Genomic DNA, 23,189 nt, shown 5'->3' on the forward strand with positions numbered 1-23,189 from the left:
CACCACGAAAGGAAAGCCGCCATGCCCGCACCCCTGCTGCTCGTCACCGAGGTCCCGGTGACCGGCGAGAACCTGCCCGAAGCCGTCCGCACCTGGCGGGCGCACGCCCCGGAAGCCGCGCTGTACGAAGGCGCCGAGGCCTCGACCGTGCTGGAGCTGACGCCGCTGGACTCGCTGTCCGAGCTCGACGCGGCCACGGCGGGCTGGGAGACCCTGACGAAGGCACTGAGCCCGCTGGCCGACGGCGACGTCCGCCGCCAGGTGCTGCGGTTCGTCGACGCGCCGCGGCCGGTCGAGGGCCTGCTGCCGGACACGCCGTACGTGCAGCTGCGCCACGTCGAGGTCAAGCTGCCGGTGCTGGAGGAGTACCTGACCTGGCGCGAAGACACGATCTTCGACATCGTCCGCACGTCGCCGAACGTCGAAGGTTTCCTCGCCTACCACTCGCTGCTGAGCACCGAGCCGGGCATCATGTTCGTCTCGGGCTTCTCCGTCGACCCGGCGGAGTACGCGAAGCCGTTCCAGTCCGAGCGGTACGCCGAAATCGCGAAGTACGCGCACTCGAAGTTCGTCACCGAGTCGGGGCTGTACACGCGGGTCTACAAGCGGGTGCCGCGGTGACGACGTCGGCCACGTACGAGCTGAGCGTCACCACGCAGGGCCCGGCCTACCCGCCGAGCGAGGTGATGAACGCCGACGGCGACTTCGTCGTGATCGGCCGGGTGAACCGCGCGGGTCCCGACGGGAGTGTCGTCACGGAATGGGGCAATGCGCTGGTGTCGGCCGGGAGCCCGGTGCCCGAGCTGGGCGGGAACGCGCCGTACGACATCGTGCGTGAGCTGCCTTCGGACTTGTCGCAACTGTCCACTTCGGACCGTGAGATGGTGCTGTACACGCTGCCGCTGCCGTTGCCGTGCAACAACTACCCCGAGGTGTTCGCGCCGGACCAGCTGCCGGGCGCGCTCGAGGTGGTGCGGCCGAGTTACGCGTTCCACGAGGTGCCGATCCCGGACTCGCGGGCGGAGGACGGCCCGAAGCTGACCGAGCCGATTACGCTGGGCCAGTGGGTGGAGGCGGCGGGGCAGCTGACGGTGAGCCTGGCCGACGGCGGCCGCGCGGCGGACTTCCAGTGCGAGTTCACGGGTCTGGTGCCGAACAGCGTGTACACGGTGATGTCGGTGCGCCGCCGCGACCTGGACCCGGCGGGCCCGACGCGGCCGGGTCCGCTCGGCATCCCGAACGTGCTGGTCGCCGACCACAAGGGCAACGGCAGTTATGCGGCCCGCATCCCGAACCCGTTCCCGGAGAACGCACCCGGCGACCGGATCATGAACATCGTGCTGCTGTGGATGAGCTACCAGCGCAACTACGGAGGCGCGATCGGCCACTTCGGCCTGGGCGGCGACGTGCACGCCCAGCTGCGGCTGAAGGGCCCGAGTTTCGGGGAGTTCGTGACCCATGCCTGAGCGCGTCCTGACGGAGCAGTCGTTCCGGGCCGTGCTGGGCCGGTTCAGCACGGGCGTGGTACTGGTGACGGCGCAGACGCCGGAGGGTCCGGTCGGCGTGGCGGCGAACTCGTTCACGTCGGTGTCCCTGGACCCGCCGCTGGTGGCGCTGTGCGCGGCCCACACGTCGACGACGTGGCCGTCGATCCGCGCGGCGGACGGGTTCGCGGTGACGATCCTGCGCGACGTCCACGAGGAGGTGTGCCGCGTGTTCGCGACGCGCGGAGCGGACCGGTTCAGCGGCCGCGACTGGGTGCGCACGCCGTCAGGCCACCCGACGTTGCCGGACGGCCTGGGCTGGCTGGACTGCCGCATCGAGCAGCTGGTCACGGCGGGCGACCACGAGATGGTGGTGGCGCGGGCGCTGGACTGGTCGCTCCCGAACGAGGGAGAGCCGTTGATCTTCCACTCGGGGCGGTACGCGAGGCTGGCATCCTGAGGAAGTCGGCGGATTCGGAGAAGGGGTTTGCGATGGCTTACACCGGTGTGGTCACCACCGGCGGTCCGGGAGACGTGCGGGAGACCTCCGGGCTGACGATCACGAAGGTGTCGGTCGGCACCATCGACAACAACGCGTACTTGTTGCGGTGCCGCGAAACGGGCGAGCAGCTGCTGATCGACGCGGCGGCGGAGGCTTCGACGTTGCTTTCTCTGGCTGGGGATGCCGGGTTGGCTTCGATCGTGACCACGCACCGGCACTGGGACCACTGGACGGCTTTGGCCGAGGTGGCCGCGGCGACGGGGGCTCGCACGTATGCGGGCCGGGACGACGTCGAGGGGATCGATGCTCGGATCGACGTTCCCGTTGATGACGGGGACACGATCCAGGTCGGGGCGGTTTCCTTGACCGCTCGTCACCTGAAGGGGCACTCGCCGGGGAGTATCGCTCTGCTGTACCGGGATCCTTCGGGGATTCCGCACCTGTTCACCGGGGATTCTTTGTTCCCTGGTGGGGTGGGGAATACGGAGAACGACGCTTCTCGGTTCGCTTCGCTCATTGACGACGTCGAGAAGAAGATCTTCGCCGAGCTGCCGGATGAGACTTGGGTTTACCCGGGGCACGGGAAGGACACGACGTTGGGAGCCGAGCGGCCGAGCCTGCCGGAGTGGCGAGCCCGAGGCTGGTGACCGGTCAAACCGCGACGACTTCGAGCAGGCTCTCGAGCCCTTTGAAGTCGTCCGGGTTGCGGGTGTAGAGCGGCAAGTTCCGTGAGGACGCGATCGCCGCGATCATGAGGTCCATCCTGCGTGGTCGCGGCGACCGCCCCGCGGCAAGCGTCAACGCGACGAGCGTGCCGTACCGCGCTGCGGCTTCGCCATCGAACGGCAGGGGTGTGAACTCGACGATGGCCGCGCCCAGCTGCTCGTTGCGCACCGCTCGTTCGGCCGGGTCCGCCGTCATGACGACGCCCTGGTGGAGTTCGGCCATGGTCACCGCCGTGATCTCCGGGAGTTCCGGAAGCACCTTCGGGTCCAGCGTGCCGAGGTCGATGAAGGTGCAGGTGTCGAGCACGCCCGCGGCTCGACGCTCAGCCACGTCGGCGCTCCCACGGGTTGTCGTCTTCGCCGAGGCGGTCCTCGCCGAAGAGTTCGTCAGCCTCCCGGCGCAGCGCGGCCGCGTCCACCCTCGGCAGCCGCTTGTGCCGCTCGACCAGCTCTTCCGCGGTGAACCGCTTCCTGTTCGGCACGGGTCGCACTTCGGCGATTTCCACGCCGTTGCGCGTGACGTGGTACGTCTCGCCCGCCTCGACGGCGTCCATGACCGCGGCGGAGTTGTTGCGGAACTCCCGCTGGCTGATCACCTTCACGACTCAAGTGTAGCCCGGTGTAGCACGCGGTGCTACGCCGTTCGTGAAGTCCACTTCCGGCTCGCCGGTCCCGCCGCGGCCCACAGCACGAACACCCCGCCGAGCACCACCAAAGCCGTCCAGTAAGCGACTGGCGGGGCCGACTCCGTGTGCGCGTCCCCGAGCACCCAGGGCCGGAACTGCGCCTGAACCCACAGCGCCCCATACCCGAACGCGGTCACGAGCAACGCCCCAGCGCCCGCGGTGAGCAACCCGTGCCCGCGTCCAATAGCGAAAGCCAAGTCGACCGCGAGCCCAACAATGAGCAGGTAGAACGGCACCGTCGACACCGGGAACCCGAGCCCGAGCAGCAGCGGCCACATCACGCACCGATAAGCCACGTAAGCCAGCGCCACGAAAGAAGCCGACCACCGCCGGCCCAGCGTCGCCCGCGCCAGGGCCAGGATCAAAGCCGTCACCCCGATCCCCCAGAGCGGATAAACCCACTCGGGAATCGGCATGGTGAAGTGCAGGATGGCGGTCCGGTCGACCGGATGCCCGATCTGGTTGGCCGCGAAGTCCATCAACGACTGCTCGGCCTCGGGCGCCCCGCGCTCCCAGGCCCGCAGCCCGAGGATGCCGTACTCCTGCTGCCCGTTCGGGAAGAACGTGTTCTCGAGGAAGAACGCCCACAGCCCGAGCAGCACGCCCGTCCGGAACCGCCCGGGCGGCGCGAACCGCAGCCAGGCCAGGAGCACGCCCGCCTGCATGATGCCCGTTCCCAGGTACAGCATCATGTGTGACGGACTCCACGCTGTGAGGTCGAGCCCGTTCACGCGGTGGTTGATCACGTCCAGCGGTGCCGCCACGAGGAACGTCAGCAGCCCGATCTGCATCAGCCGCAGCGAACGCTTGTCGCAGCCCAGCCCCGTGTAGCTGTGGATCGCCACCAGCACGACGATGATCACCGTGCCGACCGTGTTGATCAGGTGCGGGGGCGCCAGGTCGTCGCGCAGCCACTTGAAGTGCCACGACATGTCCCACGACGAGCCGACCAGCTTGAACGCGAACGCCGTCAGCCACATCCCGTAGCAGAACCGGAGCACCCAGTCCGGTGTCGGCTGACCGGGGGCGCCGCGGTGCCAGTGCCGCGTGAAGAACAGCCGCGTCTTGCCGATCGGGCTGCGCGGGATCACGTCCACCGGGACGTCGACTGCCTTGGCCATGCCGGACATCATGGCCGGTCATGGTCACGAGCGGGCTAAGACCGCGAAAAACCCGGATTCACCCCTAAGGGTGGACGACTTGCGTTCGGCGCGCGCCGGTTGGCAGGGTGTGCCGCCATGATGCCGAAACGAGTTGTCGCGGGCGTGCTCATCGCCGCGCTGGTGCTGGCCGGTGGCGGGGTTCTCGGGAGCCTCTTCTTCTGAGGGCAGAATGGCCCCCATGACGCACAACCTGCTCGGCCCCGAGCCGACGCTGCTGCCCGAGCACACCGCCGCCCAGGCCGCGCTCGACGCCGGGAACGACCCGGCCGCCGTCGCCGCCGAACACCCCGACTACAGCGAGGCCTGGGCTTCGCTGGCCGAGAAGGCCCTGGACGCCGGCGAGACGGTCGCCGCGTACGCCTACGCCCGCACCGGCTACCACCGGGGTCTCGACCAGCTGCGCCGCGCGGGCTGGAAGGGCTTCGGCCCGGTGCCCTGGTCGCACCGCCCCAACCAGGGCTTCCTGCGCGCCCTCGCCGTCCTGGGCAAGGCCGCCGGCAAGATCGGCGAGACCGAGGAGTACGAGCGCTGCAAGACCTTCCTCGCCGACTCCGACCCGGCCGCAGCGGAAGCCACCGGCCTCAAGTGACGCCCCGGTCGTGAGTGTTCAGGGCGGTTAGAACCGCCCTGAACACTCACGACGTCAGAACAGGCCGCAGTTGGAGATCGGCGGGAGACCGGCGAAGCGGCCCTCCAGCCAGGCGAACGCCTCCGGGTACGCGCGCACGGCGCCGAGTACGTGCGTCGGCACCAGCGACGTGCTGAACTGCACCTTCACGCCCTTGCCGCACCACGTCCGGCCGAGCGTCCGGTCCTGCTCGTACGGCACGATGTCGTCGAGTGCGCTGTGGACGATCAGCACCGGCACCGACGGCTTCAGCGTCCCGATCTTCTGCTCCGCCACCCGCGACGCGTAGGGCTCTTCGCCGAGGTACGCGGTCAGTGAGCGGCCGTCGCTGGTCAGCGTCGAGGACTGCGTGAACGCGTGCGCGGCGACCGCCTCCACCGTGCACTCGGTGCGGACCTGCTCGAACAGCTGCTTGCCGCGCGCGTTGAGCAGCGCCGGGATGTTCAGCTCCGGGTACGCGTAGTTCATGCTGACCAGCGCGAACCCGAGGAACCCGACCGCGTAGTGCCCGTCGAGGTTCTTGGCCACCGCGGCCAGGTCCGCGGGCACCGCGCCCGCGTACGCGCCCTTCAGCTTCAACTCGGGCGCGTAGCTCGGCTGCAGTTCGGCCGCCGCGGCCGACGCGCCGCCGCCCTGTGAGTAGCCCGCGATCGCGACCGGGCCGTCGTCCGGGAGGCCCGCCTCCGGCAGCCGCTGCGCCGCGCGGATCGCGTCGAGCACCGCGTGCGCCTCCGCCTCGCGGTTGACGTACGTGTGGTCGCCCGGTGTGCCGAGTCCTTCGTAGTCGGTGACGACGACGCCGTAGCCGCGCGCCAGCAGCCCGGCGATGAACGGCCCTTCGTACTCGAACCCGGCGGCGAGCGCTTTCGATGGCGCGCAGTCGTCGCCTTCGCCTTGCGTGCCGACGGCGTAGGAGACGATCGGGCGCACCCCGCTGCCGTGCCAGGCCGAGCGCGGCGTCAGCACGGTGCCGGTGACCGCGATCGGCGAGCCGTGCGTGTCCCGGCTGCGGTACATGATCCGCTGCACGCTCGCGTCGGCCTTGATCAGCTGGACCGGGTCAATGTAGAAGGTCGACGCCTCGTGGCGGATGACGTCGCCGTCGCTGCCCGCCGGGAGTGGCGAAGGCGGGTCGTAGAAGGACGCGGCGGCGGCCGACGGCGGGCCGAGGGCGGAAAGCGCCAGCACGGAAACCGTGGCGACGGCCGCGGCCAGGGCGCGGCGGGGGAAGATACGCATGCTTGCTCCTCGTTGAGCAGGACGAGTGCGCGGGGAACACCTTTTCAGACAGAGGTGTCGGAAAAAGAATCACGTGAGGTGGACCACCATGTCAAGCCCCGCTCCGCGTGGCCGGCCGCGCAAGCTCCCGGTCGGGGAGCAGCGCGCCCGCGTGCTGCACGCGACGGCGAAGGTCGTCGCGCAGCACGGGATGCAGGGCGCGACGATCGAGCAGATCGCGCGGGAAGCCGGCGTCTCGCGCCAGGCCGTCTACGAGCAGTTCGGCGACCGCGCGACGCTGTTCGCCGAGGTCGTGGCCGCCACCGAGGAGCAGGCCTTCGCCGCGATCGCGGGCCCGTCGGTGACCGACCCGCAGCCCGGCCTGCGGGCCTGGGCGCGGGCCAACTACGCCAACATGGTCACCTTCGTCGCCGACCACCCCGAGGGCTACGGCGTGCTCCGCGCGGCCGAGCGCGCGGGCGACCCCGCTCTCACCCGGTTGAGGGAGCGCTTGGCGGTCGTCTACGCCGACGCCAGCCGCAAGCGGTGGGCCGCGCACGGCATCGACTCGGGCCGCGCCGACCGCGCGCTCGTCACGCTCTTCTTCGCGATGACCGAGTCACTGGTCCAGGCCACCTGGGAGGGTGAGCCGCCGGACCAGGAGGCCCTGATCGACCTGCTCACCGAGTTCACCGTCGGCGGCGTCGCCCGCCTCCAGACGAAGGCGAGCGACGTCATCGAGCGGCTGCGGTAGGCAGCTAAGCCGCGGCCATCGCGGGGATGGCGACCGAGCCGACCACCCGGTTGCGCCCGCCATGCTTGGCCGCGTACACGGCCGCGTCGGCGGACGCCATCACCTCCTCGATGGACGCGCCGTCGAGCGGGTAGGCGGCGACGCCGATGGACGCCGTCTGCCGCACGATGTCGACGGCCTCGCCCTCGTTGGTCGTGGTGCTGATGACCAGCTCGCTGACCCGCTGGCGGATGCGTTCCGCCGTGACGATCGCGTCCTCCTTGGACGTCGCGGGCAGCAGCGCGACGAACTCCTCGCCGCCGAACCGGCCGACCAGGTCGTGCGCCCGCGTCTCCTGCTTGACGACCGCGGCGACCGCCTTGAGCACGTCGTCCCCCGCGAGGTGCCCGTAGGTGTCGTTGATCCGCTTGAAGTGGTCGAGGTCGATCATCATCGCGCCGAAGCTGCCGTTCTCCCGCTCCGCGCGCGAGATCTCCCGCTGGGCGCCGTCCTGCCAGGTGGTGGCGTTGAGCAGCTGCGTCTTCTGGTCGGTGGTGGCGAGCTCCTCGAGCCGCTTGATCAGCACGGACCGCTGCAGCACGTACAGCGGCAGGATGACCAGGCCGGACAGCAGCGGCTCTTCGTTCAGCACCATCACCAGCAGCGCGCCGACGCACAGGGTGGACAGCTCCAGGAGGTTGTCGTCCATGGTGCCCAGGCACGACACCGGTGTCGCGTTCTTCGGGTCGGCCAGGTAGAGGCCGAGGCCGGTGAGCGCGGTGTTGACCGTGAAGAAGGCCAGTGCGGCCAGGGTCACCGTCGCGACGCCGCTCCCCAGGGTCATGTGACCCACGACACCCGCGGTGAAGGCCGACAAGATCATCGTGGTCGCGTTCGCTGCCACTCGGTGAAATTCACCCGGACGGGTGCCAGACCAGCTGCGGAACGCCAAGTACACGTACAGCACGCAACCGAGCGTGGCCACCAGCTGAGCCGGCAACAGCAGCCCGGCGGGCAGCAGCCACACCGAAGTCATCGAGATGTAGGGGCCGTTGCTGAGGATCCGGCGCTGCCGCTCCAGCCGCCTGCTGACCTCCGTCTGCGCCACCGCCAGGGCTGTGAGCAGGGCAAACGTCCCCACCTGGGCGAGCGTGACCGGCACGGTCAGCAACGAAACGGCCGTCCACGTGAGCATGACCGCGATGGCGGTCAGCGTCGCGATGATCCAGTCGCGGGGGCGGGTCCACAGTGCCCAGCCCCGCACGCGAGAAATCAAGTCTTGGCCGCTCTGTTCCCCCGATGTGACCATTTTTCCCCCAGCCCCTTGCGCGGATGTTCGGTGACAAAGTACTCACGGACAGTTTCAGACCGTTTGCCTGCTGTCCACAAGGGCTTTCGGTGTGTACTTTTTCTGTGACACCGGAACGAGAGGTGGCCAGCGATGCGCGGCAAAGAACAGTGACCGCACAGCGCACCGCAAGGTCGCGCAGGTCGAGCCCACGCGCGGGGCATGTCAGGCATGCTCGGCGCGTGCGGCTTCTTTGTCGACCCATCGGCCGGGTTCGCCGGCCATAGCCCGCGTCCACAGGACCGCCAGCGGCAGCGTGAGGACGATCCCGGCGACGCCGAAGATCCCCACGGTGCCGTGCGGGCTGAGCTGATCCGCGAGGACGCCGCCGATCAGCGGGCTGATGCCCATCATCGTGGTCAGGCCCGTGTTGGACAGGCCCATCACCTGCGCCCGCTGCTCGTCGGGCACGGCCAGGGTCAGTGACGCCGTCGCCTGCAGCAGGCAGACCGTGCCGAAGCCGCCGGACACGATGAACAGGACGATCGACGACACCGGTCCGGGCGTCAGGAAGCACAGCACCAGCGGGATGGCGCACAGCGCGGCGAGCGGGCCGATCAGCTTCGGCCGCAGCCGCGCGGGCACCCAGCGCGTGTAGATGAACGTCGCGATGACGCTGCCGATGGGGTCGGCCGCGAGCAGCAGGCCGATCGCCTCGGGACCGCCGCCGGCCGCCGCCACGTACGGCGCGGCGATGCCCTCGTAGACCGGCAGCAGGCCCATCAGCCAGGTGAAGAGCACCAGCGTGCGCAGCGGCGAGCTCGCGAACGCCGTCCGGCCGCCGCCCCCGAGCGTCGCGAAGAACGACTTCCGCTGTTCGCCGGTCGCGGCGGCGGGCCGGGCGCGGACGCCGAAGCGGATGAACAGGGCCGAGAGCACGAAGGTGGCGGCGTCGATGGCCAGCGCGACGTGCGGGTCGAGCGCGATCAGCAGCGCGCCGCCGCCGGCGAACCCGAGCAGCTGCGCGCTCTGCACGGTCATGCTCCGGATGCCCATGCCGACGACGAACCGGTCGCCTTCGAGCACCTGCGGCAGCAGCGCCAGCTGGGACGCCTTGAACGGCGGGTTGACCAGCGAGACCCCGCCGACCAGCACGCACATCAGCCAGAACGGCATCCCGGGGATGGCGACGAGCAGGATCAGCGCGGCGCGCAGCAGGTCGACGAGCACCATCACGGTGCGGCGCGGGAAGCGGTCGGCGAAGCCGGTGAGGAAGATGCCGCCGAGCAGCGACGGGGCGTAGGTCAGGGCGTAGGTCAGGCCGGTCAGCGTCGCGGAGTTGGTCCCGGTGAACACGAGGATGGAGAGCGCGACCCTGGCCAGCTGGTCACCGGCGATCGACAGCAGTTCCCCGAACCACAGCGCCCGGAACTCGGCGATCCCGAACACCTCGCGGAACGTGACCCGGTCCGGCGGTGCTGCCATGCGTCTTCTCCCGACCTCTTGCAGACCGTGCCCTCCCCATGACCTCCGGTGACGAGACCACCAGTCGGTCATGAGGCAGTCACGGTACGTGAGTTACCTCAGCCAGTGTCCCGTGACTGTTGGTAAATTCCTAGGTTCTTTCGCCGGTATCCAAGGTGTCACGGAGCTTTCCCGAACGGGTCAGACGATAGCCCGCAGTGTCTGACCGGTCGCCCAGGAGTCACCAATGGATCATTCCGCACCCGATGGCCGGAGGACCAGAGGCAAAAGTAGCCACCTCGCTCAGGATCGGAACCGTTCGATCACCTCGATCGAGGCGCGGACCTGGTCGAAGGTGGGCGGGGCGGCCCGGTTGAACACGACGGTCAGGGACCGGCGCGGGATGACCACGAACTCGACGTCGACCCCGGCCGCCTCGGCGGCGGCCTCCACGACGTCGCGCCAGTGCTCCGGGTCGATCCCGTCCGGGTCGGCCCACTCGTGCGCGAAGATCGCCCAGTTCCCCCTGAGCAGGGTGCCGACCACGTCCTGCGCGGTGTGGACGCGGTGCGGCGCGCCGATCTCATCGGCCACGTCTTCGCAGTCGAAGCGTCGCTGCGGAGGCCCGGGCGCCTCGGTGGACAACGGACAAGAGCCGCTCCTTTCACCGCTGTGCGCGGGGCATTCGGAGCCGCCGGCGCCGGTGCTTGGTCGCGGCCCGGAAATTCCGCTCTGTGGGACGCCCGTCCGGTGCCGGAACCCCGGCGTAGCTTCGGTTTCGTGGCCGATCTTCCGCCGTTCAGCCTCGCCGTCGTGGGCGCCGGGCCCCGCGGGGTCGGCGTCCTCGAACGGCTCGGCGCGAACGCCGCGGACCTGCGCGGCCGTCGGCTCGAAGTGCACCTGATCGACCCGTTCCCGCCCGGCCCCGGCCGCGTCTGGCGTTACGACCAGTCCCCGCTGCTGCGGATGAACTCCATGCCCGAGGACGTCACGATGTTCACCGACGACTCGGTGAAGATGGCGGGCCCGGTGCGGCCGGGGCCGTCGCTGCTGGAGTGGGCGCGGCTGGTGCGCGACGGCGCGCTCGACGCCGAAGTGCCGCCCGACGTCGTCGCCGAGCTGACCGCGCTGGCGAGCTTCGACTTCCCGACCCGGCGGCTGCAGAGCGCCTACCTGACCTGGGTGTACCGGAAGGTAGTCGCCGACCTGCCCGAGGGCATCGACGTCGTCGAGCACGCGGCACGGGCGACCGGGGTCGACGGCCGCGCGGTCAGCCTGTCCGACGGGACCACGGTGTGCGCGGACGCCGTCGTGTTCACGGTCGGGCACCTCGACGCCGAGCCGGACGAGCGGGAGCGCGAGCTGGTGGCGTTCGCCGCGGCGCACGGGCTGGCCTACTACCCGGCCGGCTACACCGCCGACGTCGACTACTCCGGCATCGAACCGGGCGAAACCGTGCTGGTGCGCGGGTTCGGGCTGGCGTTCGTCGACCTGATGCTGCTGCTGACCGAGGGCCGCGGCGGGCGGTTCGCGGACCTTCCCGGCGGCGGCCTGCGCTATCACCCGAGCGGCGCCGAGCCGGTGCTGCACGTCGGCTCGCGGCGCGGGGTGCCCTACCACGCGAAGATCGGCTACCGCCTGCGCGGGAAACCGGCGCGGCTGCCCCGGTTCTTCGACGCCTACGCCATGGACGGGCTGGCGGGCGAAGCGCTCGACTTCCGCGCGGACGTTTGGCCGCTCATCGCGAAGGAGCTGGCCTGGGGCTACTACACGGAGCTGTTCACCGGGCACCCGGACCGCGTGCGCCTGGACTTCGCGGTGTTCGCCGACGCCTTCGCCGACTTGGCCTGGGATTCGCCGGGGATGCGCGACCTGATCGAGCGGGCGGTGCCCGGCGAGGCCGACCGCCTCGATCTCGACCGGCTGGACCGGCCCCTGCACGGCCGCGAGTTCGGCACGGCGGAGGAGTTCGAGAAGGAGCTGCGGGAGTACATCGAGGCCGACCTCGCGCGGCGGGCCGACCCGGAGTTCAGCGCCGACCTCGGCGCGTTCACGGCGTTGCTGTCGGTGTACAGCCAGCTGCCAGTGCTGGTCCAAAAAGGACGCTTGGAAGCGTCGTCTCAAGTGTCCGATATGGACGGCTGGTTCCACGGGTTCTTCTCGTACTACGCCAGTGGTCCGCCGCCGCGACGGCTGGAGGAGCTGCTCGCGTTGCACGAGGCGGGGCTGGTTTCCTTCGCGGGCGCGGAAATGCGCGTGACGGCGGAGCGCGGGGTGTTCGTCGCGTCCGGCGCGAGCTACCCGGGCACGGTGGCGGCACGAACGTTGGTCGAGGCGCGGTTGCCGGGCCCGAGCGTGACGCGAGCCGCGGACGGCTTGCTGCGGCAGCTGCGCGACGCGGGCGACCTGGCCGAAGAGACGGTCGCGGACCCGGTGACGGGCGCCCGGCTGCCGTCGGGCCGGATCCACACGCGGGTGTCGGACTCCCGCCTGCTCGACGGAACGGGCCGCCCGCACCCGCACCGGTTCGCGGTGGGCCCCCACACGAGCGCCCGTTCGGCGGCGGCGTTCACCCGGCCGCGGACGAACGCGTTGTCGTTCCGCCAGAACGACGCGGTGGCGCGGGAGATCCTGGCCCTCGTGAGTGGCGATTAGGGTTCTAACCCGAATCGCCACTCACGACGCCCAGGCGACCACCTCGGCGAGCACTTGCTCGGGCGCGGGCATCCCGGCGATCTCGGCGGCGACACGGCGCGCGATCTCGCGGGGCTTCGGGTCTTCGAGCAGTTCCCGAACCGCCGTCTCGATCGCGTCGGCCGTGATGGCGTTGCCGACCAGGGCTTTCGCCGCGCCCAGGGTGGCGAGCGCGTCGGCGTTGGCGAACTGGTCGGCGCCCTGGGGCAGCACGAGTTGCGGCAGCCCGGCCGCGAGCGTGGCGAGCACCGTGCCCGTGCCGCCGTGGTGCGCCACCACTCCCGCGTGCTTCAGGACTTCGGCCTGCGGCACGAATCCCGCCACCCGCACCCGCTCCGGCAGTTCGCCGAGAGCCGCGGCATCACCGGGACCGAGGGCCACGAGCACGTCGACGTCGAGGCGGCCGAGCGCACGGATCGCCGCACGAAGCACGTGCGTCGCACCGAAGACGACCGTGCCGAGCGTCAGGTAGACGAAGCCGTCGGGCGGGAGCGGCGGCAGCGGAACGTCGGGGTCGACCGGCGTCGGACGCATCCGGAACACCGTCGGCACGGCGGCCGTGCCCGGGTCGCGGACGCTGTCGGGCCAGACGTCGACGCAGGCGTCGCCGAACATGGCGTCGGCGGGCAGGGTGCCCCAGAGCGGCGCGAGCCGTTCAGTGGCGACGGCCAAGACCGCGGGCGGCATCGACCGCCCGATGACCACGGAGACGGCCGGGATGCCCGCCCGCTGCGCGGCCACGCCGGTGTCGACGTCGCTCTGTTCGTAGACGACGAGGTCAGGCCGCAGCTCCGGCAGCAGCGGAGTCAGGTCGTCGAGCGAGGCGTTCGGGAGGAGCTCGGCGAACATCGTGATGCCGACGTCGAGGAACCCGGCGTCATCGCCGTGCCGCCGTTTGGCTTCGGCTTCCGCATCCCCGATGGCGATGCCGACGCGGTGGGCCGCGAAGCCGAGATCGCGCACTTTGCCGAGGAAGGCGTCCCCGGTGCCGAAGACGACTTCGTGCCCGGCGCGCGCGGCCGCGTTCGCGAGCGGAAGCAGCGGGAAGAGGTGGCCGTACGCCGGGCGGCACGTGAAGAGGATCCGCACCGCCCGAGCGTACCGGTCAGCAGCGGTTGAGCATGTCCGTCAACGCGGTCTTCTCCGCGCTGTTGATCGTCAGCTTGAACTTGTACTTCACCGCGACCCACATCTTCGCGTAGGTGCACCAGTAGCTGGTGAGCGGCGGCTTCCAGGCGTCCGGCGACTTGTCGCCCTTCTCCTGGTTGACGTTGTCCGTCACGGCGATCAGCTGCGGGTCGGTGAGGTCGTTCGCGTACGCCTGGCGCTGCGCGGTCGTCCACGACGCCGCACCCGTGCGCCACGCGTCGGCGAGCGGGACCACGTGGTCGATGTCCACATCGGACGCCGCGGTCCAGGTCGCGCCGTCGTACGGGCTGAACCACTTGCCCGACGTCGCCGCGCAGCTGGAGTCGGTCACGACGTTCGTCCCGTCGCGCTTCAGCACCACTTCGCGCGTGTTGCAGCTGCCGCCCTGGTCGATCCAGTGCGGGAACTTGTCGCGGCTGTAGCCGTCGAGCGTGCCGTCGGCCTTGACGGTCAGGGTCGCTAGCTCGGACTTCGCGGTGGTCGCCGTCGGGATGCCCGGCGGGGTCGCGTTCGCGACGCCGACCAGGGTTCCGGACAGCACCGCGGTGGCCGCGAGCACAGTGAACGAATGACGAACAGCACGCCTGGTTGGCATTTTGCTGCCTCCGTGTCAGGTGTGGGGACAGCTAACCCTGATACACGGGAGTGGCGTGTGCAACACGTATAGGTGACATGTTGCTGCCCGTTCCTGAACACGGCGTTACCGCGAGCTCACCCGAGCGTGAAAAGCACTGGTCAGGCAGCTCCGCGAACCATACGCAGATCCTGGGTGTGCCGGTACCAGGTCCACTTGTTCACGGCACGGTCGAAGACGACGTCGTCGCGCACCGGCCGGGTCGGGATGCAGCCGATCTGGAACGCGCGGGCGTACAGCGTCGTCTGCCGCTTGAAGATCGTCCCCTTCACGACGCGCACGGCCAGCCCCGGCCCGCCCGGGTCCGGCGTCACCTCGATCGACGCGGCAGGCCCCCGCAGCGCGACCTGCTCGTCGCAGTAGGCCACCCCGCGGACCATCCGCAGCAGCCCGCGCCCGACGAGCACGCCGCCGACGTCGTCGCGGATCAGCGGCACCGGGTCGACCTCGCCGCGCAGGGCCAGCGCGAGCGCCTGCAACGGCGTCTTCGGCAGCCCCCACAGCGCGGCGACGGAGGAGTCCGGCGACGACGGCACGAACCCGACCGACACGCCGGGGAGCGCGTCCTTCCGGAGCAGCCGCTGCACCACCGCGGCGAGGTCCGCGTCCGTGCCCGACACGACCAGGTGGTCGTGTTCGCCCAGCAAGGGGTCGATTTCCGCCTTGCCGGGCAGGCTCGGCACGCGGACGGATTCGACGTCGTCGACTTCTTCGAAGCCCGCCGCGTCCGCGCCACAGGCCACCACGATTCCGCGCACCCGCGGGTCCTCCGTTACAGTCATGCACCGGCATTTCGTCAGCGCCACCGGTGTCCGTCCGGGACACTTAACCTCAGTCGTCGAACACCTGGAGTGTCACATGCCGGCCATCGTGCTCATCGGTGCCCAATGGGGAGACGAAGGCAAGGGCAAGGCCACCGACCTGATGGGTGACCGCGTCCAGTGGGTCGTCCGCTACCAGGGCGGCAACAACGCCGGTCACACGGTCGTCCTGCCGAACGGCGAGAACTTCGCCCTGCACCTCATCCCCTCGGGCATCCTGACGCCGGGCGTGACGAACGTCATCGGCAACGGCGTGGTGGTCGACCCGGGTGTGCTGCTCGACGAGCTCTCCGGCCTCGAAGCGCGGGACGTCGACACGTCCAAGCTGCTGATCTCCGCCGACGCGCACTTGATCATGCCGTACCACGTGGCCATCGACAAGGTCACCGAGCGCTACCTCGGCAGCCGCAAGATCGGCACCACCGGCCGCGGCATCGGCCCGTGCTACCAGGACAAGATCGCCCGCGTCGGCGTCCGCGTGCAGGACCTGCTCGACGAGAAGATCTTCCGCCAGAAGGTCGAGGCGGCGCTGGAGTTCAAGAACCAGGTGCTGGTGAAGGTCTACAACCGCAAGGCGCTCGACGCGAACGAGGTCGCCGACGAGGTGCTGGCCGCGGGCGAGAAGTTCGCGCACCGCATCGCGGACACGCGGCTGCAGCTCAACCAGGCCCTCGAACGCGGCGAAACCGTGCTGCTGGAGGGGTCGCAGGGCACCCTGCTCGACGTCGACCACGGCACGTACCCGTTCGTGACGTCGTCGAACCCGACGTCCGGTGGCGCGAGCGCGGGCTCGGGCATCGGCCCGGGCCGCATCACGACCGTGCTCGGCATCCTCAAGGCCTACACCACGCGCGTCGGCTCGGGCCCGTTCCCGACGGAGCTGCACGACGAATCCGGCGAGTACCTGCGCAAGCAGGGCGGCGAGTTCGGCGTGACGACCGGCCGGTCGCGGCGCACGGGTTGGTTCGACGCGGTGATCGCGCGGTACGCGGTCCGCGTCAACGGCATCACCGACTACTTCCTCACGAAGCTGGACGTGCTGTCCGGCCTGGAGAAGGTCCCGGTGTGCGTCGGCTACGAAGTCGACGGCTTCCGCACGCAGGACATGCCGATGACGCAGACCGACGTGCACCACGCGATCCCGATCTACGAAGAGCACCCGGGCTGGTTCGAGGACATCTCGGGCTGCCGAACGTTCGAGGAGCTTCCCGGCGAACGCGCGCGCGTACGTCGAGCGCCTGGAAGAGCTGTCGGGCGCCCGGATCTCGGCGATCGGCGTGGGCCCGGGCCGCGACCAGACGATCGTCCGGCACCAGTTCGTCTAAGTCAGCTTCGTGCTGACCGGCGTCTCGTTGCGGAAGAGGTCGAGCACCGGGCAGTGCTCGTCGACCTCGCGCTTGAGGTCTTCGTAGCGCTCCCGGCTCGCCGGACCGTCGAGTTCGACGGACACGCGCACGTCCCCGAAACCGGGGCGCGTGTTGAAGGAGAAGCCGAAGAAGCCGTGCAGGTCGAGGTCGCCGTCGACGGTGACCTTGATCGAGTCGAGCGGGATGCCGCGCTTCGCCGCCCAGAACTGGTAGGTGATGACCTGGCAGGAGCCGAGGGCGGCGAGCGCGAGCTCGACGGGGTTCGCGGCCTGGTCGGTGCCGCCGAGCGCGGGCGGCTCGTCGACGGTGAAGGCGTGGTCGCGCACCTTGACCTCGACTTCGGTCCGGGTACCGGGCTTGAGGGTGTGGCCGACGCTGAAGGAGACGGCGGCGTTGTGCGGATCGGCGTCGACGGCCCGGCGGGTGCCTTCGATGACATCGGTCAGGGACATGAGCGCTCCTCGAAGATCGTGAGAGGGATGTGCCACAGGGTGGGGGAATCCCGTGGCATGCGCTCGGGTTCTCACGCGCTGGGAGCGGCGGTGTCCGGGATGCGGAAGCGCTTGCACGGACGGGCGAAACGGGACCATGATCGCGCGCCGGACCGCCCGGTGTGGGCTCGCAACGCGGCCGCCTCGGGCGGCTTCCGGGGGTGAAAGCAGAGCTGGCAACGGGACGCGGCCCGGCGGGGCGGGGATGATTGCCGGAACGCGAAAGGCGCGGCGCCTCCGGTGGAGTCGTCGCGGTTTGCCAGCTGGATCGTCAGGTCCGTGATCTCGCGGCGGGCGATCGGCGACCCTCCCGGTGTCCGCCACCCAGCCGCGCGGCTAGCTGCTCCGAAGGAACCGCGCGCCCACACTCAGCGCACCGGGCCGCGGTCGCGAAACCGACTGCGGGCCCAACCGCCCATCCGCGGCCCGGAACGCATCCCCGCCCTTCCCTGGGGGGCCGGTCCCGCCTCCAGCGTATCGGGAACCAGGGAGCGAAACCGGCCGCGCGGGAAATCTGTGGATAGCCGAAGCGGTTGTGGACAACTCCCGCTCCCAAGCCCTGGGAAGCCGGAAAACGGTCGCCCCCCTCGCTAGCTTGAAGTCATGACCATCGGAGTCTCCCTGCCGGCCGGCGACACCGCCACCACACCGAACCTCGTCGACGAGCTCATCGCCCAAACCCGGGAAGCCGCCGAGGCCGGGCTGAAATCCGTCTGGTTCTCGCAGCTCCCGCTGAGCCAGGACGCCATCACCGTCGCCGCGCTCGCCGGGCGGGAGGTGCCGGGGATCGAGGTCGGCACCTCCGTCGTGCCCACCTATCCCCGGCACCCGTTCCTCGTCGCGAGCGCCGCGCAGACCGCCCGAGCCGCCACTGGTGGGCGGTTCACCCTCGGCATCGGCCTCGGCTCGAAAGGCTTCCTCGGTCCCGTCTACGGCGTCGACTACCCGCCGCCCATCCGGCACCTGCGCGAGTACCTGACCGTTCTGAAGCAGGTCTTCGCCGGGGAAGCCGTCGACTTCGAGGGCGAGACCGTGACCGCGAAAGCACCCGGTCCGTCCACTGTGGGCGGTGACGTTCCGGTGGTCGTCGCCGCCATGGGGCCGCAGGCGCTGCGCGTCACCGGTGAGCTCGCCGACGGCACCCTGCCCTACCTCGCCGGGCCGAGAGCGCTTTCCGAACAGATCGTCCCGGCGTTGCCCGGCGGCAAGCGGATCATCACCGCCGTCCCGGCCGTCGTCACCGGCGAACCCGACGAAGTCCGGGCCAAAGCCGTCGAACAAATGGCTTTTTACGGCCAGATCCCGTCCTACCGGAAGATCCTCGACGTCGAAGGCGTCGAGCACGCGGCGGACCTGGCGCTCGTCGGCGACGAGAAGGCCGTCCTCGAAGGCCTCCGGCGCTACTACGACGCCGGTGCCACCGACGTCGTCGTCACGCAGGCCGGCATCCGTTCGGCCGAAGAGCGCCGCCGGACGTGGGAGGTGGTCAGCTCGCTCGGTTCGTGAGCGTCGTCGACACCGACAGCTCCTCCAAATCCAGCTCGCGCAGGACCTTCCGCAGGATCTCGTCGTCGAGCCGCCCCGCGCGGTTCTCTTCCAGCATCGCCTTGCGTTGCGTGATCAGCAGTTCGCGCCGGGCCTTCGCGAACTGCGCCTGCGGGCTGCCCGAACGTTCCTCGCCGGACAGTGTGATCGCCGCCTTGGCGAACCGGTGGCGCGTGTCGACCAGCCGTTCCAGCCGCTGCTTCAGCCGGTCCACCTTCTCCGGTGGCAGGTCCAGCGAAGCCAGCCGGTCGCGGCTGATCTCGCGCAGCCGTTCGTGCGCGGCCTTCTGCGCGACCTCCCGCGCGGCCAGCTCTTCCGCCTCGTCGCGCGCGGCTTCCGAAGGGTCCTGCACCTTCAACGCGCGGATCAGCGGCGGCAGCGTCGACCCCTGGATCAGCACGGTCCCGATCGCCACGGCGAACGCGAACAGCTGGATCTCCTCGCGGCCCGGCGTGCCGGCCGGGACACCGGCGGCCGCCGCCAGCGTCACCACGCCGCGCATGCCCGTCCACGACAGCACGGTCAACGTCCGCCACGACGGGGCCGCGCGCCCGCGGCCGAACAGCCGCATCGCCCTCGGGAGGTACGCGAACGAGAACACCGCCGGGATCCGGACGGCCATCGTCACCAGCAGCACCACCACGGCCACCAGCGCGAGCGTGCCGTTGTCGCGGGCCGCGTGCTGGGCGCCGTCGAGCACGAACGGCAGCTGCAGCCCCATCAGCGCGAACACCAGCGCCTCGAGCAGGACGTCGATCGACGCCCACACCGATCTGTCCTGCATGCGCGTCGCCGGTGACGCGTACAGCGAGTGGTGCCCGAGGTACAGCCCCGCGGCGACGACCGCGAGCACGCCCGAGCCGCTGAACTCCGCGCCGAACGGGTGCAGGTGCTCCGCCGTGACGTACGCGCCGAACGGCACGATGATCCCGAACGCCGACTCCAGCAGCGGGTCGTCGAGCAGCCGCCGGATCAGCACCACGACCGCGCCGATCGCCAGGCCGACCGCGATGCCCAGCACGGTCGCCACCCCGAACACCGCGAACCCGTGCCCGGCCGACCCCGCGGTGCCCGCGACCGCGGCGAGCGCGACCTTGTAGAGCGTCAACGCGGCGGCGTCGTTCACCAGGCTTTCGCCGGTCAGCACGGTCATCACCCGCCGCGGCAGGCCGAGCTTGCGCCCGATCGCCACCGCCGTCACCGCGTCCGGCGGCGCCACCACCGCGCCGAGCACCAGCGCCGACGCGAACGGCACGTCCGGCAGCAGCAGGTGCACGACGAAGGCGACGACCACCGCGGTCACCGCCACCAGCACGACGCCGAGCGCGACGATCGGCCGCAGGCTCGTCTTGAAGTGCGTCAGCGAGCTCTCGAGCGACGTCGAATACAGCAGCGGCGGCAGCACGACGGTGAGGATCAGCTCCGGCTCCAGCTCCAGCCGCGGCACGCCGGGGATCAGCGCGACCCCGAGCGCGACGACCACGACCAGCAGCGGCGCGGACAGGTTGTAGCGGCGGGCGAGCGCGGTCAGGGCCAGCGAACCCGCGAGCACGCCCATCAGCGTCAGGATCTCCACGCGGGTGATCTTTGCGCAGGTGAGAGCGTTGTGCTCGGCTTCCGGTCAGTGGAAGTGACCTGGCTTACCCCGCGGTCGCTGTGCATACTCGTGCGCAATCCGAACACCTGTACGGATCACGTGCAACGACGCACCCCCACCGGAGGTTCCCCCATGTCCCCTGGCGCTCGCTCCTGGGTCGTGCCCCTGGCCTGGACCGCCGTCCTGCTCGACGGGTTCGACCTGGTCGTCCTCGGCTCCGTGCTGCCCGTGCTGCTCCGCGACCACGTCTGGGGCCTGACGCCCGCCACGGCGTCGGTCGTCTCGACGGTCGGGCTGGCCGGGATGACGCTGGGCGCGGTGGCGATCGGCACCGTCACCGACCTCCTCGGCCGCCGGAAGTCGCTCATCCTGTCGGTGACGCTGTTCTCGCTGTGCACGCTGTTGTGCGCCTTCGCGCCGTCGACGTTCGTCTTCGGCCTGCTGCGGTTCGTCGCCGGCCTCGGCCTCGGCGGCTGCCTGCCGACGGCGATCACGCTGGTCACGGAGTATGCGCGCAGCGGCAAGTCCGGCAGCGCGACGACCACGGTGATGACCGGCTACCACGTCGGCGCGGTGCTGACGGCGTTGCTCGGCATCGTGCTGATCGGGCCGCTCGGCTGGCGCGCGATGTTCGTCGCCGGTGCGCTCCCGGCCGTCGTGCTGGTGCCGCTGATGCTGAAGTTCCTGCCGGAATCCGAGACGTTCCAACGGGTCCGCGAGACCGAGCGCTCCGCCGGGCACGCCGTCGCCGGGCTGTTCCGCGGCGGTCTGCTGCGCGCGACGATCGCGTTCTGGGTTACCTCGTTCATGGGCCTGCTGCTGGTGTACGGCCTGAACACGTGGCTGCCGGAGATCATGCGGCAGGCCGGGTACCCGCTCGGCGCCGCGCTGAGCCTGTTGCTGACGCTGAACGTCGGTGGCATCGTCGGCCTGCTCGTCGCGGGCCGGGTCGCCGACCGCGTCGGCATCCGCCCGTCGGCCATCGTCTGGTTCTGCGCGGGTGCGCTGTTCCTCGCGCTGCTGAGCGTGAAGCTGCCCGCGGTCGGGCTGTACGCGGCGGTGTTCCTGACCGGTTGCTTCGTGTTCAGCGCGCAGGTGCTGGTGTACGCCTACGTCGGCCGCATCTACCCGGGCGCGATCCGCGCGACGGGCCTCGGCTGGTCGGCGGGCGTCGGACGGCTCGGCGCGATCTCGGGGCCCATCCTCGGCGGCGCCCTGCTGACGGCGGGAATCGCGTACCCGTGGGGCTTCTACGCGTTCGCCGGGGTCGGCGCCCTGGGCGCGTTGGCGGTCGCGGTGGTCCGCCCGGGCCACCACAGCCCGGCGCAAGACGCCACCCCGGCGAAGCAAAGCCACGCGCCTTCCTGAGTCTGCCGCGGCTTGTCGTGAGTGTTTAGGGCGGTTAGAACCGCCCTAAACACTCACGACAGCGTCAGCCGAGTTCCTTCAGTTCCTGTTCCACCGCGGCCAGTTCGGCTTCGGAGCCCTGGACCTTGGGGCCCTTGAACCACTTCCGCGCCGAGACCGCCCACCAGAGCGCCGCGCCGCCGAGCACCACGAGGAACGCGATCGGCGTGTAGTTGAAGGAGTCGACCGTCACCGGCGACACCTGCGGCAGCATGAAGAGGAAGAAGATCAGCACCACCCAGATCGTCGCGACGATGCCGACCGGCTTGCCCCACTTGCCGAGCGTCCACGGCCCCGGTTCGAACGAATCACCGCGGCGGACGCGCAGGAACACCGGGATCACGTACGCCACGTAGAGCCCGACCACGGCGATCGACGTCACCGCCGCGTAAGCCGTCGCGCTCCACAGGTACGGCAGGGCCAGCACCAGCGCGCCGCCCGCGGCGAGCCACACCGCGTTGGTCGGCGTCTGCGTGCGCTTGTTGATCCGGTGCCAGAAGTTCGACCCGGGGATCGCGCCGTCGCGGGCGAACGCGTAGATCATCCGCGAGTTCGCCGTCACCGACGCCATGCCGCAGAACAGCTGCGCGCCGATGCAGATCAGCAGCAGGAACTTGCCGGTGACCGCGCCGGTCGCGTCGATGAAGATCTGCGCGGGCGGGACGCCGGTGGCCGAGCCGACCGCGCCGTCGTAGTCCTGGATCGCGAACGTCAGGCCGATCAGCAGGATCCAGCCCGCGACGAGCGAGACGACGATCGACATGACGATTCCGCGCGGCCCCGCCTTCGCAGCGCTCTTCGTCTCTTCGGTCATGTGCGCCGACGCGTCGTAGCCGGTCAGCGTGTACTGCGCGACCAGCAGCCCCAACGCGAAGACGTAGAACGCCGAACCCCAGCCGGTCTGGTTCACGAAGCTGCCGAAGACGAACGACGCGTCCTGGTGCTTGGCGGGCACGAAGATCAGCACGCCGACGATCACCAGCACGCCGATGAGGTGCCACCACACGCTGACGTTGTTGAGGATCGCGACGATCCGGACGCCGAAGGTGTTCAGCAGGCCGTGCACCACGAGGATGATCGCGAGCAGCAGGATCGTGTGTCCCGGCGTCGCTTCGAAACCCCACTGCAGGTCGAGGAACGCGTTGAGGAACAACGCCGCGCCGAAGTCGATGCCCGCCGTGACGGCGATCTGCCCGATGAGGTTGAACCAGCCGGTGAACCACGACCACGCGGGTCCGGACTTGCCGGGCGCGAGCTTCGCGGCCCAGTAGTAGAGGCCGCCCGCGGTCGGGTAGCTGGAGCAGACTTCGGCCATGCCGAGCCCGACCAGGATCACGAACACCCCGACCAGTGGCCAGCCCCAGATCATCGCGGCGGGCCCGCCGGTCTTCATACCGAAGCCGTAGAGCGTCAGGCAGCCGGAGAGGATCGAGATGATGGTGAACGAGACGGCGAAGTTGGAGAACGCCGACATCGTCCGTTTCAGCTCTTGCGCGTACCCCAGCTGGTGCAGGCGGGCGGCGTCGTCGTCGGGAGTGGTCTGCTGGTCGGAAACATCCATCGGGCACCTCTTGAAAGGTATGCGGCCAGACC

Annotated in this window: 22 protein-coding genes and 1 pseudogene; 10 read left to right on the forward strand and 13 right to left on the reverse strand. The window is 70.2% G+C overall.

The features are described from left to right. The first annotated feature begins 21 nt into the window (after positions 1–21). Genes QP939_RS15050 through QP939_RS15065 form a run of 4 tightly spaced genes read left to right on the forward strand, consistent with a single transcriptional unit; the run spans position 22 to position 2,633 of the window. The gene (locus QP939_RS15050; protein WP_285457385.1) at positions 22–621 is read left to right on the forward strand and encodes a hypothetical protein; all 600 of its coding nucleotides are present in this window, start codon (positions 22–24) and stop codon (positions 619–621) included. Further along, positions 618–1,466: a hypothetical protein gene (locus QP939_RS15055; RefSeq protein ID WP_285457386.1), complete on the forward strand. Its 849-nt coding sequence runs from the start codon at positions 618–620 to the stop codon at positions 1,464–1,466. Before QP939_RS15050 ends, QP939_RS15055 begins: the two co-directional genes overlap by 4 nt. After that, complete coding sequence (locus QP939_RS15060) at positions 1,459–1,944, forward strand: flavin reductase family protein (RefSeq protein ID WP_285457387.1); 486 nt, start codon at positions 1,459–1,461, stop codon at positions 1,942–1,944. Before QP939_RS15055 ends, QP939_RS15060 begins: the two co-directional genes overlap by 8 nt. Positions 1,945–1,976: 32 nt before the next feature. Continuing rightward, positions 1,977–2,633 carry an MBL fold metallo-hydrolase gene (locus QP939_RS15065; protein ID WP_285457388.1) on the forward strand — a complete coding sequence of 219 codons (657 nt, stop codon included), beginning with the start codon at positions 1,977–1,979 and terminating at the stop codon, positions 2,631–2,633. A 4-nt stretch (positions 2,634–2,637) separates the two neighbouring features. Here QP939_RS15065 and QP939_RS15070 read toward each other — a convergent pair whose 3' ends face one another. Genes QP939_RS15070 through QP939_RS15080 form a run of 3 tightly spaced genes read right to left on the reverse strand, consistent with a single transcriptional unit; the run spans position 2,638 to position 4,518 of the window. Then, positions 2,638–3,042: a type II toxin-antitoxin system VapC family toxin gene (locus tag QP939_RS15070; protein ID WP_285457389.1), complete on the reverse strand. Its 405-nt coding sequence runs from the start codon at positions 3,040–3,042 to the stop codon at positions 2,638–2,640. Continuing rightward, positions 3,035–3,313: a type II toxin-antitoxin system Phd/YefM family antitoxin gene (locus tag QP939_RS15075; protein WP_285457390.1), complete on the reverse strand. Its 279-nt coding sequence runs from the start codon at positions 3,311–3,313 to the stop codon at positions 3,035–3,037. Before QP939_RS15075 ends, QP939_RS15070 begins: the two co-directional genes overlap by 8 nt. 32 nt (positions 3,314–3,345) lie before the next feature. Further along, positions 3,346–4,518 (reverse strand): hypothetical protein, encoded by a 1,173-nt coding sequence (locus QP939_RS15080; RefSeq protein WP_285457392.1) that lies wholly within the window; start codon positions 4,516–4,518, stop codon positions 3,346–3,348. A 220-nt stretch (positions 4,519–4,738) separates the two neighbouring features. On the opposite strand from QP939_RS15080, the gene QP939_RS15085 reads away from it, so the two are divergent. Further along, positions 4,739–5,149 (forward strand): DUF3151 domain-containing protein, encoded by a 411-nt coding sequence (locus tag QP939_RS15085; RefSeq protein ID WP_285457394.1) that lies wholly within the window; start codon positions 4,739–4,741, stop codon positions 5,147–5,149. A gap of 54 nt (positions 5,150–5,203) precedes the next feature. On the opposite strand, the gene QP939_RS15090 is transcribed toward QP939_RS15085, so the two are convergent. After that, positions 5,204–6,427 carry an alpha/beta fold hydrolase gene (locus tag QP939_RS15090; protein ID WP_285457395.1) on the reverse strand — a complete coding sequence of 408 codons (1,224 nt, stop codon included), beginning with the start codon at positions 6,425–6,427 and terminating at the stop codon, positions 5,204–5,206. 88 nt (positions 6,428–6,515) lie between these two features. Between QP939_RS15090 and QP939_RS15095 the strand changes: the two genes are divergently transcribed. Next, positions 6,516–7,160 carry a TetR/AcrR family transcriptional regulator gene (locus QP939_RS15095; protein ID WP_285457396.1) on the forward strand — a complete coding sequence of 215 codons (645 nt, stop codon included), beginning with the start codon at positions 6,516–6,518 and terminating at the stop codon, positions 7,158–7,160. A gap of 4 nt (positions 7,161–7,164) precedes the next feature. On the opposite strand, the gene QP939_RS15100 is transcribed toward QP939_RS15095, so the two are convergent. From QP939_RS15100 to QP939_RS15110, 3 genes are all read right to left on the reverse strand, one after another. Next, positions 7,165–8,334, reverse strand: a complete 1,170-nt coding sequence (locus QP939_RS15100) for a GGDEF domain-containing protein (protein WP_285459753.1) — start codon at positions 8,332–8,334, stop codon at positions 7,165–7,167. Positions 8,335–8,652: 318 nt separating this feature from the next. Next, complete coding sequence (locus tag QP939_RS15105; protein ID WP_285457397.1) at positions 8,653–9,912, reverse strand: MFS transporter; 1,260 nt, start codon at positions 9,910–9,912, stop codon at positions 8,653–8,655. Between the two features lie 282 nt (positions 9,913–10,194). Next, entirely contained in the window at positions 10,195–10,536 is a 342-nt protein-coding gene (locus tag QP939_RS15110) for a hypothetical protein (protein ID WP_285457398.1), read from the reverse strand. Positions 10,537–10,671: 135 nt separating this feature from the next. On the opposite strand from QP939_RS15110, the gene QP939_RS15115 reads away from it, so the two are divergent. Then, positions 10,672–12,546 (forward strand): FAD/NAD(P)-binding protein, encoded by a 1,875-nt coding sequence (locus tag QP939_RS15115; RefSeq protein WP_285457399.1) that lies wholly within the window; start codon positions 10,672–10,674, stop codon positions 12,544–12,546. Positions 12,547–12,567: 21 nt separating this feature from the next. Here the strand turns inward: QP939_RS15115 and QP939_RS15120 are convergent, their stop codons facing one another. The 3 genes from QP939_RS15120 to QP939_RS15130 form a co-directional block, all read right to left on the reverse strand. Continuing rightward, on the reverse strand, positions 12,568–13,674 hold the full coding sequence (locus QP939_RS15120; protein WP_285457401.1) for a glycosyltransferase: 1,107 nt from the start codon (positions 13,672–13,674) through the stop codon (positions 12,568–12,570). Positions 13,675–13,690: 16 nt separating this feature from the next. Then, positions 13,691–14,329, reverse strand: coding sequence for an HNH endonuclease family protein (locus tag QP939_RS15125; protein ID WP_285457403.1), 639 nt, complete (start codon positions 14,327–14,329; stop codon positions 13,691–13,693). 140 nt (positions 14,330–14,469) lie between these two features. Continuing rightward, positions 14,470–15,114, reverse strand: a complete 645-nt coding sequence (locus tag QP939_RS15130) for a hypothetical protein (RefSeq protein ID WP_285459754.1) — start codon at positions 15,112–15,114, stop codon at positions 14,470–14,472. Between the two features lie 112 nt (positions 15,115–15,226). Between QP939_RS15130 and QP939_RS15135 the strand changes: the two are divergent. Beyond that, positions 15,227–16,514: pseudogene (locus tag QP939_RS15135) on the forward strand (adenylosuccinate synthase). Here QP939_RS15135 and QP939_RS15140 read toward each other — a convergent pair. Continuing rightward, positions 16,511–17,008: an OsmC family protein gene (locus QP939_RS15140; protein ID WP_285457404.1), complete on the reverse strand. Its 498-nt coding sequence runs from the start codon at positions 17,006–17,008 to the stop codon at positions 16,511–16,513. The pseudogene QP939_RS15135 and the gene QP939_RS15140 sit on opposite strands and share 4 nt — an antisense overlap. Before the next feature lie 642 nt (positions 17,009–17,650). Between QP939_RS15140 and QP939_RS15145 the strand changes: the two genes are divergently transcribed. Then, on the forward strand, positions 17,651–18,553 hold the full coding sequence (locus tag QP939_RS15145) for a TIGR03564 family F420-dependent LLM class oxidoreductase (protein ID WP_285457405.1): 903 nt from the start codon (positions 17,651–17,653) through the stop codon (positions 18,551–18,553). On the opposite strand, the gene QP939_RS15150 is transcribed toward QP939_RS15145, so the two are convergent. Further along, complete coding sequence (locus QP939_RS15150) at positions 18,534–20,168, reverse strand: Na+/H+ antiporter (RefSeq protein ID WP_285457406.1); 1,635 nt, start codon at positions 20,166–20,168, stop codon at positions 18,534–18,536. The genes QP939_RS15145 and QP939_RS15150 overlap by 20 nt on opposite strands. Positions 20,169–20,321: 153 nt before the next feature. Here QP939_RS15150 and QP939_RS15155 point away from each other — a divergent pair, with 153 nt between their 5' ends. After that, a complete protein-coding gene (locus QP939_RS15155; RefSeq protein WP_285457407.1) occupies positions 20,322–21,557 on the forward strand; it encodes an MFS transporter in 1,236 nt (411 codons plus the stop codon). A 64-nt stretch (positions 21,558–21,621) separates the two neighbouring features. Here the strand turns inward: QP939_RS15155 and QP939_RS15160 are convergent, their stop codons facing one another. Next, positions 21,622–23,157, reverse strand: a complete 1,536-nt coding sequence (locus tag QP939_RS15160) for an amino acid permease (RefSeq protein WP_285457408.1) — start codon at positions 23,155–23,157, stop codon at positions 21,622–21,624. Positions 23,158–23,189: the final 32 nt, after the last annotated feature.

The organism is Amycolatopsis nalaikhensis, assembly GCF_030264295.1.
Lineage (GTDB): Bacteria > Actinomycetota > Actinomycetes > Mycobacteriales > Pseudonocardiaceae > Amycolatopsis > Amycolatopsis nalaikhensis.

What these genes read in the sequence shown, in the direction of transcription:
- QP939_RS15050 (WP_285457385.1), top strand. Translation starts at nt 22, where the DNA reads ATGCCCGCACCCCTGCTGCTCGTCACCGAGGTCCCGGTGACCGGCGAG.
- QP939_RS15060 (WP_285457387.1), top strand. Translation starts at nt 1,459, where the DNA reads ATGCCTGAGCGCGTCCTGACGGAGCAGTCGTTCCGGGCCGTGCTGGGC.
- QP939_RS15065 (WP_285457388.1), top strand. Translation starts at nt 1,977, where the DNA reads ATGGCTTACACCGGTGTGGTCACCACCGGCGGTCCGGGAGACGTGCGG.
- QP939_RS15080 (WP_285457392.1), bottom strand. Translation starts at nt 4,518, where the DNA reads ATGGCCAAGGCAGTCGACGTCCCGGTGGACGTGATCCCGCGCAGCCCG.
- QP939_RS15085 (WP_285457394.1), top strand. Translation starts at nt 4,739, where the DNA reads ATGACGCACAACCTGCTCGGCCCCGAGCCGACGCTGCTGCCCGAGCAC.
- QP939_RS15090 (WP_285457395.1), bottom strand. Translation starts at nt 6,427, where the DNA reads ATGCGTATCTTCCCCCGCCGCGCCCTGGCCGCGGCCGTCGCCACGGTT.
- QP939_RS15095 (WP_285457396.1), top strand. Translation starts at nt 6,516, where the DNA reads ATGTCAAGCCCCGCTCCGCGTGGCCGGCCGCGCAAGCTCCCGGTCGGG.
- QP939_RS15100 (WP_285459753.1), bottom strand. Translation starts at nt 8,334, where the DNA reads ATGCTCACGTGGACGGCCGTTTCGTTGCTGACCGTGCCGGTCACGCTC.
- QP939_RS15105 (WP_285457397.1), bottom strand. Translation starts at nt 9,912, where the DNA reads ATGGCAGCACCGCCGGACCGGGTCACGTTCCGCGAGGTGTTCGGGATC.
- QP939_RS15125 (WP_285457403.1), bottom strand. Translation starts at nt 14,329, where the DNA reads ATGCCAACCAGGCGTGCTGTTCGTCATTCGTTCACTGTGCTCGCGGCC.
- QP939_RS15140 (WP_285457404.1), bottom strand. Translation starts at nt 17,008, where the DNA reads ATGTCCCTGACCGATGTCATCGAAGGCACCCGCCGGGCCGTCGACGCC.
- QP939_RS15145 (WP_285457405.1), top strand. Translation starts at nt 17,651, where the DNA reads ATGACCATCGGAGTCTCCCTGCCGGCCGGCGACACCGCCACCACACCG.
- QP939_RS15155 (WP_285457407.1), top strand. Translation starts at nt 20,322, where the DNA reads ATGTCCCCTGGCGCTCGCTCCTGGGTCGTGCCCCTGGCCTGGACCGCC.
- QP939_RS15160 (WP_285457408.1), bottom strand. Translation starts at nt 23,157, where the DNA reads ATGGATGTTTCCGACCAGCAGACCACTCCCGACGACGACGCCGCCCGC.